This is a genomic window from Streptosporangium sp. G12 (assembly GCF_052983175.1).
Window position 1 is genome coordinate 34,005 of record NZ_JBRIQO010000036.1, and the last position, 14,128, is coordinate 48,132.

The following is a 14,128-nucleotide window of genomic DNA, read 5'->3' on the forward strand; positions in this document are numbered from 1 at the left end:
AAGCACTGTGCCCGGTCGTTACCGGCGTTCCAGGAGGACAACGGGGATCTCGCGGGTGGTCCGCTCCTGGTAGGCCGCGTACTCCGGCCTCGCCGACACCATCAGGCGCCATAGCGGCGGACGCTCCGCGGCCACGGCGGGACGCGCTCGCGCGGCGAAGGCCTCCGTACCGACCTGCACGGTGACGCACGGATCGGCGAGCAGGTTCAGATACCAGGCTGGATGGTGGTCCGCGCCGCGGTTGGAGGCCACCAGGACGTAGCGGTCGCCGTCGAGCCCGTAGACCAGCGCGGTGCGGCGCAGCGCGCCGGTTCTCCGGCCCCGGGTCGTCAGCAGTAGATCGTTCACGCCCGGCCGTGGCCGGCCGCCGGTCTCCCGGAAACGACGGATGTGCTCGGCGATCCAGGGATCCGGGCTGTCGTGGATCTCGGGCATCACGCCTCCCGGATGCTGACGGCGGCGCGGCGGTGGCGAGGGGCCTCGATCTCGTCGAGCAGCGCGATCGCGAAGTCCGCGTACGAGATCCTGGCGGCCGGGTCCGCATGATCGGCGATCCGGTACCGGCCGGTGCGCGTGTCGGCATGGTCGAAGTCGCCGGCCGGCGCGACGTACGTCCAGTCGAGGTCGCAGCCCTGAAGCACGGCGAGCCCCGCCGCGTGGCCGAGATAGAAGTCGCGGTACTCGTTGGGGTAACCGGGCTCTTCCATCAGGGGAGCACCCGACGCCCCGGGCATGATCGACGCGAGGCCGACCACCGCCAGCCGGCGCACGCCCGCCTCCGCCAGACCGGTGGTCAGGGCGCGAGCCGACGCGGTGAAGAACTCGTGAGGCGGCGCCGACAGGTCCGCGGCTGCGCTGACGGCCGCGTCATGCCCCGCGGCCGCGTGCGCGACGCTCGTCCCGTCCGTGACGTCGCCCGCCACCACCCGTACGTCGGCCAGGTCACTGTGGCCCGCGGGGTCACGCACCACGGCGGTGACCCGGTGCCCACGCCGGTGCGCCTCGGCGACGACCTGCCTACCGGCTCTGCCGCCCGCGCCGAAGACCACGATGTTCATCGCGAACCACCTTTCACCGGGGCCGGATCCCATCCGCCCGGCCGCTTCGCGGACGCTATCGAGGGCCGTGGTTACCGCTGGGATACCGGCTATCGTGAGGCCATGAGGGAACCCCTGCCCGCCGACATGTTCGACGAGCTGTGCCCGTCCTCGCTCAATCCGATCCGGTTCGGCGACAAGTGGGCGGCGCTCATCATCCGCTGCCTCGAACACGGGCCGCGCCGGTTCTCCGAGCTGCGCGTGCCGCTGAGCCGCGTCACTCCCAAGGTCCTCACCCGGTCACTGCGTTCCCTCGAACGGGACGGGCTGGTCAAGCGCACCGTCCACGCCGGCGCCACCCCGCGTGTCGAGTACGAGCTGACCCCGCTCGGCCACAGCATGCTCCGGCCGATGGCGATCGCCTGCGCCTGGACGCGGGAGCACTGGGACGAGTTGCTCGACGCCCGCGAGTCGTACGACGACAACGCCCGCCTCGACCGCGCCGGCTGACGCGCGTTGAGCCGCGACCCGTACGTGTCCACCGCCTCTGCCACCTGGTACGCCATCGGCCCGGGACGGATCGGACGCTTAACGATCACTTTCCGGAACAGGATGGATCGTTTCCCGCTCGTTCGGTGGCGTGTGGTGCGGGCGGTAGGCGACGGCCGCGACGATCGCGCTTGACAGGGCGACCACCGAGGCGGCCGTGAACGCCGCCGCTCCGCCGGTGTCCGACTCGCTCAGGTAGCCCGCGACGGCGGTTCCCAGGCCGTAGCCCGTCCACATGAAGGTGTTCAACCAGGCGAAGACCTCGGTTCGGTGGCGGGCAGGGCGGCACCTACGTGGAGGCGATGGGCGGTGAGTTCGCCACCGCCCTGGCGCTGATCGTGGACGGCTACGGGGCCGAGCGCTTCGGACGGTGCTCGGCCGATCGGTGCGACGCCGTCTACGTCGACCTCACGCGCAACGGATCGCGCCGGTACTGTGGCCCCGCCTGCACCGCCCGGGCCAAGAGCGCCGCGTACCGCAGCCGGCTGCGACGCTGAGAGATCCGCCCCCTGTCCGGTGATCAGGCCGGGGCCTGCTCCCGGCTCACGCGGGCGATCACGTCCAGCAGGGCGGTCACGGCAGGGAGGCGGAAAGGCGGCGCCAAGGAGGCCGCGTACAACCGGCGGGAGGGGAGCGAGGGAACGGTCGGCCTCCTCACCACCCCCGGGTGTACGGCGCCCCGCACCAGCGTGGGCACGAGCATGACGCCGGATCCGCCCGCGACCAGGGCTTGCCTGCCGTTCCAGTCCTCGCAGAAGAACCCGATCCGAGGGGGTCGGCCCAGGGCTTCGGCGAGCTGCGGGAGCGGGCCGAGGCAGTCGGGGTAACCGCCTTCGATCCACACCTCATCACACAGGTCAGGCAGCGGCACCTGGCTGAGCCGGGCCAGCCGATGGCCGGCGGGCAAGGCGACCTCGAACTCCTCATCCAGCAACGGCAGCAGATCGACTCCGGTGAGATCGGCGGGATCGAGGGGCTCGGCCGACGAGTCGTGCTTGGCCGCCGGCGGATCCGCGTACAGGTTCCAGGCGGTGACCAGGGTGAGGTCGATCCGGGCCTCTTTGATCGCGGCCATCGGCCCCGCGGCGTCCTCCCGCATCAGGCTCAGCCGCACTCCGGGGTGGGATCGGCTGAAACGCCTGATGACCTCCGGCATCAACCAGGTGTTCGCGCTGGAGAACGCCGACAGGCGCAGATGCCCGGTCTCGGCGCCGGTGAAGGCGTTCACCCGCATCTCCAGGGCCCGCAGGCGCGCCAGGACGTCCCGCGCCTGCTTGGCGACCATCTCACCGGCCGCCGTCGCCTTGACGCCGCGCGCGGTGCGCCGGAAGAGGGACACGCCGAGCCTGCGCTCCAGACCGCCGATCTGCCGTGACACGGCCGGCTGGGTCATCGACAGGGCTTCGGCCGCCGCCGAGAAGGAGCCGCGCTCCTCCACCTCGACCATCACCTGCAACGTCCAGGGATCGAGCATGTGCGAGCCACTCCCTCCGATCGGCCTGCCATGCGGACCACGCATGTCCCCCATAAGACATCCGCAGTGGTGTGCATATCACTCCCACGTGATCCTGGGAACCTCAGCGCTTCCCGACACCGAACTGCGAGGGCACAGCATGCACACAGGCTCCGGCGAACACCGGGAGTGGTCCGGCGCGGGCAAGTCGATCGTCGTCATCGGCGGGTACGGAGCGGTCGGCGGCGCGACCGCGCGACAGCTCGGCCTGTGGTTCCCCGGCCGGACCGTGGCGGCCGGGCGCGACCCGACGAAGGCGCGGACCTTGGCGCGATCCACCGGCGCCGCGGTCAGAGCGGAAGGCGTCGACGTCAGCGATCCCGCCGATGTGGATCGGCTGCTCGACGAGGCGGCCGTGGTCGTGATGTGCGTCGAGCGCGCCAACGCGGCACTGGCCGAGGCGTGTCTGCGGCGGGGGGTGCACTACGTCGACGTCAGCGCGTCCACCTCGGTGATCCGGGAGATCGAGTCGCTGGACGAGCTCGCGGCGCGGCACCGGGCGACGGCCGTTCTCAGCGTCGGCGTGGCCCCTGGGCTGACCAACCTGCTGGCCCGTCACTGTCTCGAGCGCCTCCCGTCAGGAAACAGGATCGACATCAGTCTCCTGCTGGGCCAGGGCGGCGACCACGGCGCGGACTCGGTGCGATGGATCGTCGCCGGCCTCACCCGCCCGGACGGGTGGCGGCGGCCCGGCACCCGGCGGGCACGCGTCCGGCTTCCTGGCTGGGGAACGCGGACCGTCCACCCGTTCCCCTTCTCCGACCAGCGGACGATCGGCGAATCGTCGCGGATCACGGCCACCACGCGGATCTGCTTCGACTCGGCCCTCGTCACCTCGGTCCTCTTCGGGCTCGCGACCATCGGATTCTTCACCCTGGCGGGCCGGTTGCGTGCCGAATCGCTGCTCACGTCAGCGCTTTCCCGGTGGCACCGCGGGTCCGACCGCTTCGTCGTCCACGTGAGGGCGTCGGACGCCGAGGGGAACGCGGTGTCGAGCACCGTCACGGGCCGCGACACCTGCCGGATCACCGGTGCCGTGGCGGCTCTGGTGGCTCGCGACCTGTTCACCGCCTCGCTTCCCGCCGGAGTCCTGCACATCGACGCGCTTCAGCCCTCCCGGCCTCTCCTCGACGAGTTGCGCGAGCACCTGACGACCGTCGATCACAACGCCCAGAACTGATTAGGAGACCCATGTCCCTCCCGAACGCCGCACAGGCGAACTCATGGAACGGGCCCGAAGGAGCCCACTGGGCCGAGAGCACGGACCGCACCACGGGCCGCAACACCGCCTTGCACCGGCTGTTGTTCGAGGCCGCGGCGATAGAGGAAACGGACAAGGTCCTGGACATCGGATGCGGCGCGGGCGAGACGACCATCCTGGCGGCTCGTCAGGCGTCCCGCGGATATGCCGTGGGTCTCGACCTCTCCCGGCCGATGCTGGAACGGGCCCGCGCCGACCAGGTCCGAACCGGGCTCGCCAACCTCCGGTTCGAGGAAGGGGACGCCCAGGTCCATCCCTTGGGCAACAGCGAGTTCGACGTGGCCATCAGCCAGTTCGGAATCATGTTCTTCGCCGACCCCGTGGCCGCCTTCGCCAATGTCGGCCGCGCCCTGAAACCCGCGGGCCGTCTCGTCTTCGTGTGCCCTCGGCGGATGACCCGATGCGAGTGGTACACCATTCCGATCTCCGCTCTGACCGGGCCTCCCGAGCCCTCCCCGAACGCGTACGAACCTGGGATGTTCTCGCTCGCCGACCGGGGGAGAATCGAGAACGTGCTCCACGGGGCCGGATTCCGGACGGTCACGGCGGCCTCCGCCGGCGTTTCCCTGTTCTTCGGCCAGGACGCCGCGAGCGCCGCCGGCTTCTTTCTCGGCACCGGCCCCGTTCGCGCGATTCTCGACGACGCGGTCATGACGGCCGACGCCGCCCGAACCGTTCTGGAGGATGCGCTGCGGCCTTACGCGGGTCCTGAAGGCGTCCGCCTGGGCGGAGAGCTTTGGGTGGTCACCGCCCGGCGGTGACTGTTCGAGGTCGCGCCGGAGGCCGCGCGCCCCTTTCCGTGGCCCACCGACCTCCTTACCCGTCCAGCGTCAGCTGTCTCGCCGGCTTTTCGCCGGCCATCGCGTCGTCCGATGATGAGATCGCTCTCCCGGTGCTCCGGCGCGGGCGACCGGCCGATCTCCGGCCCGTCCCCGACCAGGGCGCGGATCCTGTCACGCTTCAAGATCTACCTCAGGAAGGTCGATTCATTCGACCAGCCGGGACCAGGGGGTGAACCCCTTCACCTCTCCGGGTTCGCAGGGGCCGGTCACCAGGTGAATCCGCCGACGTAGGTTTCACCCCGCCAGACGACCCTGTGCGGGAAGGCGCCGGCGGCCGTCGGAGTGAGACCGACGCGGAGCAGTTCGTAGTCCTTGCCCCCGCACGGGCGGTTACCGGCCGTCGAATCGTTCTCGTTGTCCTTGCCGACCAGGAGATGCCGACCGGATCGGTCCAGCGCCATCGACACGATCTCGCCGCAACTCAAGGTGAGTACCGTGGTCACCTTCCGGTCCCCGTCGTAGAGGAGCAGCTCGGACGGCTGCTCGTAGCTGCCCTGGCGCACCCGCAGGGTCCGGCCGTCCGGCAGAGGATGAGGGAGAGTATGGCTGCCGTTGTCGCGGGGCGCCCGGACGAGCATCGCCGCGGACGGCGAATCCGACGCGGGCATCCGCACGTCAAGGGCGCCCTCCCAGGCCTTCACCAACTCCGGTCTCGGCGGGTATGTGACCCCGGTGAAGTGAAGGTCGCCGGGAAGCACCAGAGCGTGGGCGTCCCTCCAGTAGAACCCGTACGCGGCCGCCCGCCATTCGACGTCCGGGTCGAGGACGCCGACGTAGGTGGTCTGCTCGTGATCGCGGCCCTCGGTCCGGCGGCTGTAGGCGATACGGCCCTCGGGCGACAGCACGATCCGGTCGACGCTCCCGTTCAGCCTGCCCGACAGCGCCTGACCCAGCTTCGCCTGACCGTCGGCGTCCACCGTCAGGCGGTGGATGCGTGAGACGAAGCCGCGCGGCGACCAGGAGTCCTGGCCCTGCCGCAAGGTCACGCTCACCACGTACTCACCCGGCTCCCGGGCGGCGGCCACCGCGTTGACCGGGATGGCGCGCCTGCCCAGGTAGGGCATGTACTCATGGGCGATGCGGCCCGTGTCCAGGTCCACCGTCTCCAGATAGCCCGCGGTGAGCAGCGCGTACCGGGGAGTGCCGTCATCCGCGACCGGTGGCGCCGCCAGTCGCTCGGGCAGGATCCGTACGGCCTGCACGACGAGCACGATCACCCCGAGCGCCGCGACCAGCCTCAGCACTGAGCCCCGGTCCGGGCGCACGCGCGTCCCGGCGGCGCCCGCGAGCAGGATCATCGTCAGTGGCGAGATCACCCAGGCCAGAACCACCGGCAGGACGCGGAACGGCTCCGGGTCCGGCAGGCAGCCGGGCGGCGGCTCCACGGGCGGCCTGAGCACCTCCGCGGCGACCGCCAGCACCTCGGGCAACGCGACGATCACGAACCCGGCGACCGCGGCCATCAGGTGGACGCGGGCCTTGTCGCGCCTGGCCACGAACAGCGCGATCATCGCCAGGACGAACGGTCCCGCCAAATACAGTTCGCCCGACGCCACCTCGGCCACGTCGGCGATTGTGCGGCGGACAGGACCCACCGGGTGCAGGGTCGGTGGCCCGACACACGTGACGTGCCGCGGGGGCGTCAGCACATCCCAGACGATCTCCCATAACGCGTACGAGGCCGCCAGCCACCACCAGAACACCGGATGGCGCCGCCGCGGTCCGAGAGGAGACACGGAGAGCACAGCGGCCCACCCTTTCCGCATGATCGCCCAGAATGATCAGGAACCCTACCGGGCCGGACAAGCAGCGCGTACGGCCTTAATTGGGCACAGCAGGATCCGCGTATCAAGGGCGGACAACACTCGGGCGCGCGTCGGCGCGGCCGTAGACCAGGATGCGCCGCGACGCGTTCCTGAACTCCTCGATCGCTTCGTCGTCCGCCTCGCGGCCGCCGCACGCGCTCGGAGGAGCCCGCACCTCAGGCCGCCGGGCGGGATACGGCTCAGCGCGCCGGCCACGAGCGTCGACCGCTTCATGACGCGAAGTCATCGCCTCAACAGATCACTCGGCATCTGCCCACGGTCAGATACGCGCATCCGTCTGGGGTCTCACCACCTGCTCGTGCCCGCCCGCCAAGATGCGACCCGAGCCAGACGCGCGTCCCCCGCGTCGTCCCTCACCATTTCGGTGTGCCCGGACATACCGGTCCGGGAACACCGACACGGACAGGACGGGCAGCAATCCATGAGCACTGATCTTCGCGGGCGCGTCACGCGATGGCGGCGGACCGGCGCGGACCGGCGGGCCGCCAACGCCGCCGCCAACCTGGACCGCCAACCCCCGTTTCCCGGCCGATGGGTGAGCGCCGTCTCGCTGATCGGCGGTCCCGCCCTGATCATGGCCGGGACTCTCCTGCGCTCCCCGTTCTACTACTTCGTCCCTTATCAGCTCACCGCCTACACCCAGCATCCCGCCCTCATCACCGCCGCCTACGTCTGTTTCGCCAGCGGGTTCGTGCTGCTGTGGCCGGCGGTCATGACGCTGGCGCAGAGGATCGCCGCCACCAACCCGCTGTGGGGAATCTGGGGCGGTTGCCTGGTGATCGTCGGCCTGTTCACCCGGACCTTCCAGTTCGGCACCGATCACCTGGCCTTTCACCTGACCGACACCCTCGGCCTGCAGACCATGCTCACCGGCATCGACGGCTACTACCTGGCATGGCGGGACACGGTCTGGCACCCGTTCAGGTCCATGTCCGGGCCGGCCTTCTTCGGCTGGGTCGTGCTGGCCATCGGCGCCTACCGCTCCGGCGCCCTGGGGCTGGGCCGTTCGATCGCGCTCGGCCTGATGTCGGCGCTCGCGCTCGGGACGCTCAAGGGCACCGAGCCACAGTCCTTCATCGCCGTGGGCGGCCTCTGCCTCGCCTTCATCCCCCTGGGCATCTCGCTGCTGCGTGGCGGACCCCCGCCGACCAGGCGCGCCATGATCTGGGTCGCCGTCCTCATCGGCGTGCATGTCCTCATGACGGCCTTCGGCCCGAGAGGATGACGATCCGGACCGGTGATACGGCGGTGAGCCGGCACGTCACTTCCCTGGAACCCAGGCCAGGCCGAGAGACGGAACACGCGAATAAAGTCGATCAAGCGGCAGGGCTGCGGGCGAGCCGACTTCGATCCGCTCCGCGAGCGAATCCCGCCCCGGACCCGAAGCCGACCGTCCCGAAGCCGGCGACAGAGCCGATGAGCGTGCGGAGGCGTGCCCTCGTCCGGAGAAGGGCGGGCCGGTCACCGGCGACCGTCCGGGTTGGTGATGAGCCCGCCTTCGTAGGCGGCGATGACGAGCTGGGCCCGGTCACGGGCCTGCAGTTTGGCCAGGAGGCGGCCGATGTGGGTCTTGACCGTGCCGACGGTGAGGTGCAGGTGCTCGGCGATCTCGGCGTTGGACATTCCCCTGCCGATGAGGATGAGCACCTCGCGCTCGCGCGGGGTGACGTCATCGAGGCCCCGCACGACCTGGGCGGGAGGAGAGCCCTGCAGGAACTCGGTGATGAGCCGGCGGGTGACGGTGGGCGCGAGCAACGCCTCACCGGAGGCGACGACCCGGATGGCGGCCAGCAGCTCGGCCGCCGTGGCGCTCTTGAGCAGGAAGCCGCTCGCGCCCGCCTGCAGCGACGCGTACACGTATTCGTCCAGGTCGAACGTGGTGAGGATCAGTACGCGCGCGCCGGCACAGTCGGGGTCGGCACAGATGCGCCGGGTTGCCTCGATGCCGTCCATGTCCGGCATCCGCACGTCCATGAGGACGACGTCGGGCCGGCACCGGCGGGCCAGGAGCACGGCCTCGGCGCCGGTGCCCGCCTCGCCCACGGCGGCCAGCCCCGGCGTGGCGTCGATGAGGACCTTGAAGCTGTCGCGGATCAGGACCTGGTCCTCGGCGAGCAGGACCCGGACGGGCGGGGACGAGTCGTGCGGTGCGGCTCCGATGCTCATGTCGTCGATGCTCATGCCGCGGTGCCGTCCGGGTCGTAGGGCAGTCGAGCCAACACGCGAAAGCCTCCTTCTGGCCGGGGTCCCGCGTCGAACGCGCCTCCGTACATCTTGGTCCGCTCGCGCATGCCGACCAGGCCGTGTCCGCCGTGGCCCGCGCGCGGCGGCCGTCCGTGGCGGGGGCCGTCGTCGACGACCTCGATCACGGCCTCCTGCCCGTCGACGTCCACGGTGACCGCGCAGCGGGTGGGCCCCACGTGGGTGACGACGTTGGTCAGGGCCTGCTGCACGATCCGGTACACCGACATCGCGACCGCCGGAGGTGGCGCGGCCTCCTCGCGGACGGTCAGCTCCACCTCGACTCCGGCCGAGCGGGCGTGGGCGGCCAGCTCGGGCAGGTCCGCCATGCCGGGCGCGGGCACGGGGTCCTGCTGGGGATCGCCGTCGGAGCGCAGCAGGTCGAGCACCCGGTGGATCTCGGTGAGCGTGCTGCGGCTGGTCTGCTCGATGACGGCCAGCGCGGCGCGGACCTCCTGCGGGCGGGCGTCGGCGACGTGGTTGGCCACGGTGGCCTTGACGGCGATCAGGCTCATGCTGTGGCCGATGACATCGTGCAGTTCCCTGGCGATGCGCCTGCGCTCGTCGGCCACCGCGGCGTCGGCGAGGTGGCGGACGAGGCGGGCGGTCGTGTCCCGCTTCCAGCGCACGACCGTTCCGACAACCCACGCGACGGTCAGGAGCACGCCGATCGTACCGATCTCGATCGGCCAGGCCGCCGGCATCTCGCTGGGCGTCGCCGCGGGCGCGAGACCGGGGAACACCTGCGCGTAGAAGATCAGGATCGCGGTCACCGCGGCGGACAGGCAGACCGCCAGGCCCGCCGCGGACCAGGCGATCGAGGTGGTGGCGGCCACCAGGTACAGCACGAGCACGGTCGGCACGAAAGTCAGCCAGATCGCGCCCGCCGCGACGGCGCCGGCCATGGTCACTCCCGTGCCCGCGGCGCACGCGACAGCGAGCATGGCCCGCGGCCGGCGCCGCCGGAAGGCGATCGGAAAGCTCAGGACCGCCGCCACCGGCCAGGCCGACCACGCGAGCCACGGTGACGACGGCCCCGGCGGATCGACGATGGCGTATCTGATGAGCAGCGCCACGGCGACCGCCACCGCCGCGTCGGTGACGTCCCTTCCACTGCGCCGCCATCCGGCCCATCCCATGATGGGACGGTACCGCCTCACGGGATCACGCGATATCTGCCCATGGTCGGACATCCGCATCCGTCCGCGCATCCGTCTGGGGTCACACCAGTCCGGCGGAGAGGGATCGCATGCCGATCGGGGCGGCGTCGATTCAGCAGGAGGCCGACGGTCGCGGGCAGTGAGCTGATCTCAGCGAATTTCGGCTGGATGATCGTGCTCGGAATGGATGAGGACGAGGGCGGCGCGGGTGATGTCGCCGGTTTTGCTGGGGCCGCGGCCAGGTCGTGGATGGAGCCGGGTTCGACATCGGAGACCCACAGCGGCAGCCCGTCCGGGGCGGAGAGGGCTTGGACGTTGCCGGCGTGGTGGTGGGCTTTGCCGGAGTACCACCGGTCGATCTGCTCGCCTTTGACGCTGGTGGTCTGCTCGGCGCACCGGTCCATCGGCAGCAGGGTGACGTCGAGCGTGGCACGATGGGGAATCACGCGGAGCCTTCCGGCCGCGCAGGGTTCTTGTGGTGAGACCTCTTCTACCGGAGGCTCCACACCCAATTTCCGGCCGTCGACGGCCTCTCCTGATAAGCCCGGAATTCCACCATTCATGCCTCGGAAATTCCAGCTGTCGGAACTATTCCGCTGAGATCACCTCATTGACACCATCAGGTTCCTCGCAACGGCAAATACGTGAGCGCCGATCTGACCTACGCGGGCGACGGCTACGCCATGCTCATGGCCCGGGCGGACGTCGTCGGAGAATACGAGAAATTCCTCATCTCATGACACATCGAAAGCCGACGAACGGACGAGCCCCATGGACTCGCCCGTTTCATCAATAGGTGATGATGCACTGACTGGAAGTGGGAAGAGGCGGCGAGGTAGTCGTCATAGGCATGCGGATCTCGAACCCGAAGTTCGCGTACTGGTTCGGCAGGATGGCGCCATTCCACGACGCTGGTCTCCACACGTTCGTCGAGAACCTCTTCACGTTCCAGAACTGGTGAACGACCGCGCCCGCCGAGAAGGGGAAGTCGATGACCGCCTCCCAGGTGGTCGACGGTGTCGTGCCGGTGTTGGTCAGCCGCGCATCGACCTGCCACCTGTACTGCCCGCCGACGGTCCCCCAGTAGTTGGCTTGGAACGTCAGCGTGCAGGTGGTGGCGGCGTCGGCGGGTGTGACGACGGTGAACGCGCCGAACAAGGCGGCCACCAGCCACATGGTCAGGCGCCGTCGCCGACGGACGCGCCGTTCTGTCATGGGCCCCTCCTGTCTGGAAGTGCGCGCGATGAAAGACGCGCGCATAGGCGATGATCGAACGATACGATCGGCGTCGAATACCGTCAACGGCACTGAAAGTTTCAGCTATTCAATGAGGTGATCTCAGCGGAATAGTTCCGACAGCTGGGATTTCCGAGGCATGAACGGTGGAATTCCGGGCTTATCGGGAGAGGTCGTCGACGGCCGGAAATGGGTATGGAGCCTCCAATAGAAGAGGTCTCACCACAAGAACCCTGCGCGGCCGGAAGGCTCCGCGTGATTCCCCATCGTGCCACGCTCGACGTCTCCCGTGAGCTCGTCCGGCATCTCGCGCGACTGCTGCGGGCCGAACCCCGCCTGCGCGGAACCCCTAAAGGCAGCCGGGCATTGACACCGTGCTGGCACGCGATACTCATACTCCGCTGGTTTCGAGGCCAGACCGACATCCCCAAACCCGGCCGCGACCACAAGACCTCCCGTGCCACCGCCTACCGCTACATCGACGAAGGAATCGAGATCCTCGCAGATCAGGCCCTTGATCTGCGAGGATCTCGAACGGGCCCAGGCTGAGGGTCACGCCTACCTGACCCTCGACGTCACCCCGCTGCCGATGGACCGGTGCGCCGAGCAGACCACCAGCGTCAAAGGCGAGCAGATCGACCGGTGGTACTCCGGCAAAGCCCACCACCACGCCGGCAACGTCCAAGCCCTATCCGCCCCGGACGGGCTGCCGCTGTGGGTCTCCGATGTCGAACCCGGCTCCATCCACGACCTGGCCGCGGCCCGTGTTCACGTGCTGGGCGCTCTATACGCCGCAGCCGCACGCGGGCTCCTTCCTGACCCTCGCCATGGAGTCGGGACACCCGCAGGCCGCGCCGAAAGGGGCGTTCAATCTGGGAGGCCTGCTCGCCGGAGAGGGCCATGCCGAAGAGGCGATGCGCGCGTTGCAGCGCGCGGTGGATTCGGGTCATCCCGACGAGTCGCCGGGAGCACTGACCCAGCTCGGCGCCCTCTGGTTCACCGCGGGTCGCGTCGCGGACGCCGAGGCGGCATTCGAGCGGGTCATCGCGACACGGCACCCGGAGTTCGCGCCCATGGCACACACATGCCTGATGGACTCACGCCGCCAACGGGGCTGATCAGAACCGTACGGAACAACCACGCGGCAGGCTCTTCAAGCCGCGAACCCGAGAACGCCGTGGTGGCGGCGACTTGTCCGACGAGCAGTGGGCGCTGATCGAACCGGTCATCACGGCGTGGAAGGCCGCGCACCCGTCGGTCAAACGCGGCCCGGCCGTGGACACGTTCGGACCGGTCATCGCAGCGGTGGGGCTCGCCGCCTCAGCGCACGAGAACACCGCGGGATCGGCTCTGCTGGACCGCATCGCCGCGACCCGAATCTGTCGGCCCCGTACGCCATGATCGGCGGTCATACATCCCGTACATCCCCTTAAGGAGCGGCCATGGCCGTCAACGACGGATCCGGATGGTCCGGCATCGGCTGGGACGGCTGGACGGACCTCAGCCTGATCCGTGCCCGGCTCGACGCGGGAGCCGACCCGAACTCAGGGGTGTCCTTCCACGGACGACCGCTTCATGCGGCGGCCGAGCGCGGTTCATCCGAGGTGGTGGCGGAGCTGGCCCAGCGCGTCGACGACGTCGACGCGGAGCACGAAGGCCGTACCGCGCTCTGGGAAGCCGTCTTCAACCACCGCCCCGGCAACGCCCGCGCCCTGATCGCCGCCGGAGCGAACCCGTGGCGACCGATGATGAACGGCTGGTCCCCCGGACGGCTCAGCCTGGCCACTCCCACCCCTGACCTGTTCGCTCTTCCCGACGGCGAGGCCGGCCTGTCCGCCGCCGAGGCCGCCGCCGTGGCAGAGGCCGGACGTCTGATCGCCGCGTTGGGGCGTTTCGACGACGACGGCCACAGCCTCGCCTGCGTCGCCGATCTCACCGCCGCCGAGGCGGTACGGCGCCTGGAGGCCGTACCGGCCGATGACGCCGACGTTGAGAAGATCATGGAGGATCCCTGGACGGATGTCGACGCCACTCTGTCCGTCATCGGTGTCACCGACGTGCCCGGCGGATGCGTCGTCTTTCAGCCGTGTGGATACGCCGCGTCCAACCCCGGCGTCATGAAACGCCTGTCGGTGGGCACCGTCTGCTACGGGCTGTTCGCCAATCCCAAGAGCGGCAACCAGGGGGCCGTCGCCCGCGACGGCGCCATCGAGGAGTGGGACACCCACCCCGGCGGCGGCGGCGTCTACTCCGAAGAATCCGCGGAGGAGATCCTCGCCACCTACCTCTACCACCACCAAGCCGAGGCCTACTGCTTCGCCGGAGCGGGCCTCCGGCCGGCTGACGCCCGATCGGTCAACGGTCAGGCCGACATGTGGCTCAAGCTGCCCGAACAAGACTGGTGGGATTAACCGGAGATACAGCGAGAAAGCCCGATTCCGCTATCTGGAGTCGGGCCTTCGT

The 14,128-nt window shown here is 69.8% G+C and carries 17 protein-coding genes and 1 pseudogene; 9 read left to right on the forward strand and 9 right to left on the reverse strand.

Annotation, left to right across the window (positions count from 1 at the left end; translation table 11 throughout):
• Positions 1–18: 18 nt before the first annotated feature.
• Both ACVCAG_RS39745 and ACVCAG_RS39750 read right to left on the reverse strand, forming a co-directional pair.
• Positions 19–435: a nitroreductase family deazaflavin-dependent oxidoreductase gene (locus ACVCAG_RS39745; RefSeq protein WP_440088185.1), complete on the reverse strand. Its 417-nt coding sequence runs from the start codon at positions 433–435 to the stop codon at positions 19–21.
• Positions 435–1,058, reverse strand: coding sequence for an NAD(P)-dependent oxidoreductase (locus ACVCAG_RS39750; protein ID WP_447191351.1), 624 nt, complete (start codon positions 1,056–1,058; stop codon positions 435–437). Before ACVCAG_RS39750 ends, ACVCAG_RS39745 begins: the two co-directional genes overlap by 1 nt.
• Positions 1,059–1,160: 102 nt before the next feature.
• Between ACVCAG_RS39750 and ACVCAG_RS39755 the strand changes: the two genes are divergently transcribed.
• Entirely contained in the window at positions 1,161–1,547 is a 387-nt protein-coding gene (locus ACVCAG_RS39755) for a winged helix-turn-helix transcriptional regulator (protein WP_440088182.1), read from the forward strand.
• 78 nt (positions 1,548–1,625) lie between these two features.
• On the opposite strand, the gene ACVCAG_RS39760 is transcribed toward ACVCAG_RS39755, so the two are convergent.
• Complete coding sequence (locus ACVCAG_RS39760; protein WP_440088180.1) at positions 1,626–1,835, reverse strand: hypothetical protein; 210 nt, start codon at positions 1,833–1,835, stop codon at positions 1,626–1,628.
• A 53-nt stretch (positions 1,836–1,888) separates the two neighbouring features.
• On the opposite strand from ACVCAG_RS39760, the gene ACVCAG_RS39765 reads away from it, so the two are divergent.
• A complete protein-coding gene (locus ACVCAG_RS39765) occupies positions 1,889–2,083 on the forward strand; it encodes a CGNR zinc finger domain-containing protein (RefSeq protein ID WP_440088178.1) in 195 nt (64 codons plus the stop codon).
• Between the two features lie 23 nt (positions 2,084–2,106).
• On the opposite strand, the gene ACVCAG_RS39770 is transcribed toward ACVCAG_RS39765, so the two are convergent.
• The gene (locus tag ACVCAG_RS39770; RefSeq protein ID WP_440088177.1) at positions 2,107–3,060 is read right to left on the reverse strand and encodes a LysR substrate-binding domain-containing protein; all 954 of its coding nucleotides are present in this window, start codon (positions 3,058–3,060) and stop codon (positions 2,107–2,109) included.
• Between the two features lie 88 nt (positions 3,061–3,148).
• On the opposite strand from ACVCAG_RS39770, the gene ACVCAG_RS39775 reads away from it, so the two are divergent.
• Positions 3,149–4,279 (forward strand): saccharopine dehydrogenase family protein, encoded by a 1,131-nt coding sequence (locus tag ACVCAG_RS39775; RefSeq protein WP_447191352.1) that lies wholly within the window; start codon positions 3,149–3,151, stop codon positions 4,277–4,279.
• A gap of 11 nt (positions 4,280–4,290) precedes the next feature.
• Positions 4,291–5,121: a class I SAM-dependent methyltransferase gene (locus ACVCAG_RS39780; RefSeq protein ID WP_447191353.1), complete on the forward strand. Its 831-nt coding sequence runs from the start codon at positions 4,291–4,293 to the stop codon at positions 5,119–5,121.
• A 287-nt stretch (positions 5,122–5,408) separates the two neighbouring features.
• On the opposite strand, the gene ACVCAG_RS39785 is transcribed toward ACVCAG_RS39780, so the two are convergent.
• Positions 5,409–6,767: a hypothetical protein gene (locus tag ACVCAG_RS39785; RefSeq protein WP_447191354.1), complete on the reverse strand. Its 1,359-nt coding sequence runs from the start codon at positions 6,765–6,767 to the stop codon at positions 5,409–5,411.
• Positions 6,768–7,449: 682 nt separating this feature from the next.
• Between ACVCAG_RS39785 and ACVCAG_RS39790 the strand changes: the two genes are divergently transcribed.
• Positions 7,450–8,253 (forward strand): hypothetical protein, encoded by an 804-nt coding sequence (locus ACVCAG_RS39790; RefSeq protein WP_440088171.1) that lies wholly within the window; start codon positions 7,450–7,452, stop codon positions 8,251–8,253.
• Positions 8,254–8,489: 236 nt separating this feature from the next.
• Here ACVCAG_RS39790 and ACVCAG_RS39795 read toward each other — a convergent pair whose 3' ends face one another.
• The 4 genes from ACVCAG_RS39795 to ACVCAG_RS39810 all read right to left on the reverse strand — a co-directional run bounded on the left by ACVCAG_RS39795 (position 8,490) and on the right by ACVCAG_RS39810 (position 11,644).
• Positions 8,490–9,194 carry a response regulator gene (locus tag ACVCAG_RS39795; protein ID WP_447191355.1) on the reverse strand — a complete coding sequence of 235 codons (705 nt, stop codon included), beginning with the start codon at positions 9,192–9,194 and terminating at the stop codon, positions 8,490–8,492.
• A gap of 11 nt (positions 9,195–9,205) precedes the next feature.
• Positions 9,206–10,408 carry a histidine kinase gene (locus ACVCAG_RS39800; RefSeq protein ID WP_440088168.1) on the reverse strand — a complete coding sequence of 401 codons (1,203 nt, stop codon included), beginning with the start codon at positions 10,406–10,408 and terminating at the stop codon, positions 9,206–9,208.
• Positions 10,409–10,425: 17 nt separating this feature from the next.
• Positions 10,426–10,875: a transposase family protein gene (locus ACVCAG_RS39805; protein ID WP_447191356.1), complete on the reverse strand. Its 450-nt coding sequence runs from the start codon at positions 10,873–10,875 to the stop codon at positions 10,426–10,428.
• A 343-nt stretch (positions 10,876–11,218) separates the two neighbouring features.
• Positions 11,219–11,644 carry a cellulose binding domain-containing protein gene (locus ACVCAG_RS39810; RefSeq protein ID WP_440088166.1) on the reverse strand — a complete coding sequence of 142 codons (426 nt, stop codon included), beginning with the start codon at positions 11,642–11,644 and terminating at the stop codon, positions 11,219–11,221.
• 610 nt (positions 11,645–12,254) lie between these two features.
• Here ACVCAG_RS39810 and ACVCAG_RS39815 point away from each other — a divergent pair.
• The 4 genes and pseudogenes from ACVCAG_RS39815 to ACVCAG_RS39830 form a co-directional block, all read left to right on the forward strand.
• Positions 12,255–12,386, forward strand: a pseudogene (locus ACVCAG_RS39815) (IS5/IS1182 family transposase); the annotation flags it as partial.
• Positions 12,387–12,390: 4 nt separating this feature from the next.
• Complete coding sequence (locus ACVCAG_RS39820; RefSeq protein WP_447191362.1) at positions 12,391–12,783, forward strand: tetratricopeptide repeat protein; 393 nt, start codon at positions 12,391–12,393, stop codon at positions 12,781–12,783.
• A gap of 73 nt (positions 12,784–12,856) precedes the next feature.
• Positions 12,857–13,066: a hypothetical protein gene (locus ACVCAG_RS39825; RefSeq protein WP_440088163.1), complete on the forward strand. Its 210-nt coding sequence runs from the start codon at positions 12,857–12,859 to the stop codon at positions 13,064–13,066.
• Positions 13,067–13,107: 41 nt separating this feature from the next.
• Positions 13,108–14,076, forward strand: coding sequence for an ankyrin repeat domain-containing protein (locus tag ACVCAG_RS39830; RefSeq protein WP_440088162.1), 969 nt, complete (start codon positions 13,108–13,110; stop codon positions 14,074–14,076).
• Positions 14,077–14,128 lie beyond the last annotated feature (52 nt).

What these genes read in the sequence shown, in the direction of transcription:
- ACVCAG_RS39830 (WP_440088162.1), top strand. Translation starts at nt 13,108, where the DNA reads ATGGCCGTCAACGACGGATCCGGATGGTCCGGCATCGGCTGGGACGGC.
- ACVCAG_RS39765 (WP_440088178.1), top strand. Translation starts at nt 1,889, where the DNA reads ATGGGCGGTGAGTTCGCCACCGCCCTGGCGCTGATCGTGGACGGCTAC.
- ACVCAG_RS39810 (WP_440088166.1), bottom strand. Translation starts at nt 11,644, where the DNA reads ATGACAGAACGGCGCGTCCGTCGGCGACGGCGCCTGACCATGTGGCTG.
- ACVCAG_RS39745 (WP_440088185.1), bottom strand. Translation starts at nt 435, where the DNA reads ATGCCCGAGATCCACGACAGCCCGGATCCCTGGATCGCCGAGCACATC.
- ACVCAG_RS39750 (WP_447191351.1), bottom strand. Translation starts at nt 1,058, where the DNA reads ATGAACATCGTGGTCTTCGGCGCGGGCGGCAGAGCCGGTAGGCAGGTC.
- ACVCAG_RS39755 (WP_440088182.1), top strand. Translation starts at nt 1,161, where the DNA reads ATGAGGGAACCCCTGCCCGCCGACATGTTCGACGAGCTGTGCCCGTCC.
- ACVCAG_RS39795 (WP_447191355.1), bottom strand. Translation starts at nt 9,194, where the DNA reads ATGAGCATCGGAGCCGCACCGCACGACTCGTCCCCGCCCGTCCGGGTC.
- ACVCAG_RS39770 (WP_440088177.1), bottom strand. Translation starts at nt 3,060, where the DNA reads ATGCTCGATCCCTGGACGTTGCAGGTGATGGTCGAGGTGGAGGAGCGC.
- ACVCAG_RS39820 (WP_447191362.1), top strand. Translation starts at nt 12,391, where the DNA reads ATGTCGAACCCGGCTCCATCCACGACCTGGCCGCGGCCCGTGTTCACG.
- ACVCAG_RS39800 (WP_440088168.1), bottom strand. Translation starts at nt 10,408, where the DNA reads ATGGGATGGGCCGGATGGCGGCGCAGTGGAAGGGACGTCACCGACGCG.
- ACVCAG_RS39780 (WP_447191353.1), top strand. Translation starts at nt 4,291, where the DNA reads ATGTCCCTCCCGAACGCCGCACAGGCGAACTCATGGAACGGGCCCGAA.
- ACVCAG_RS39790 (WP_440088171.1), top strand. Translation starts at nt 7,450, where the DNA reads ATGAGCACTGATCTTCGCGGGCGCGTCACGCGATGGCGGCGGACCGGC.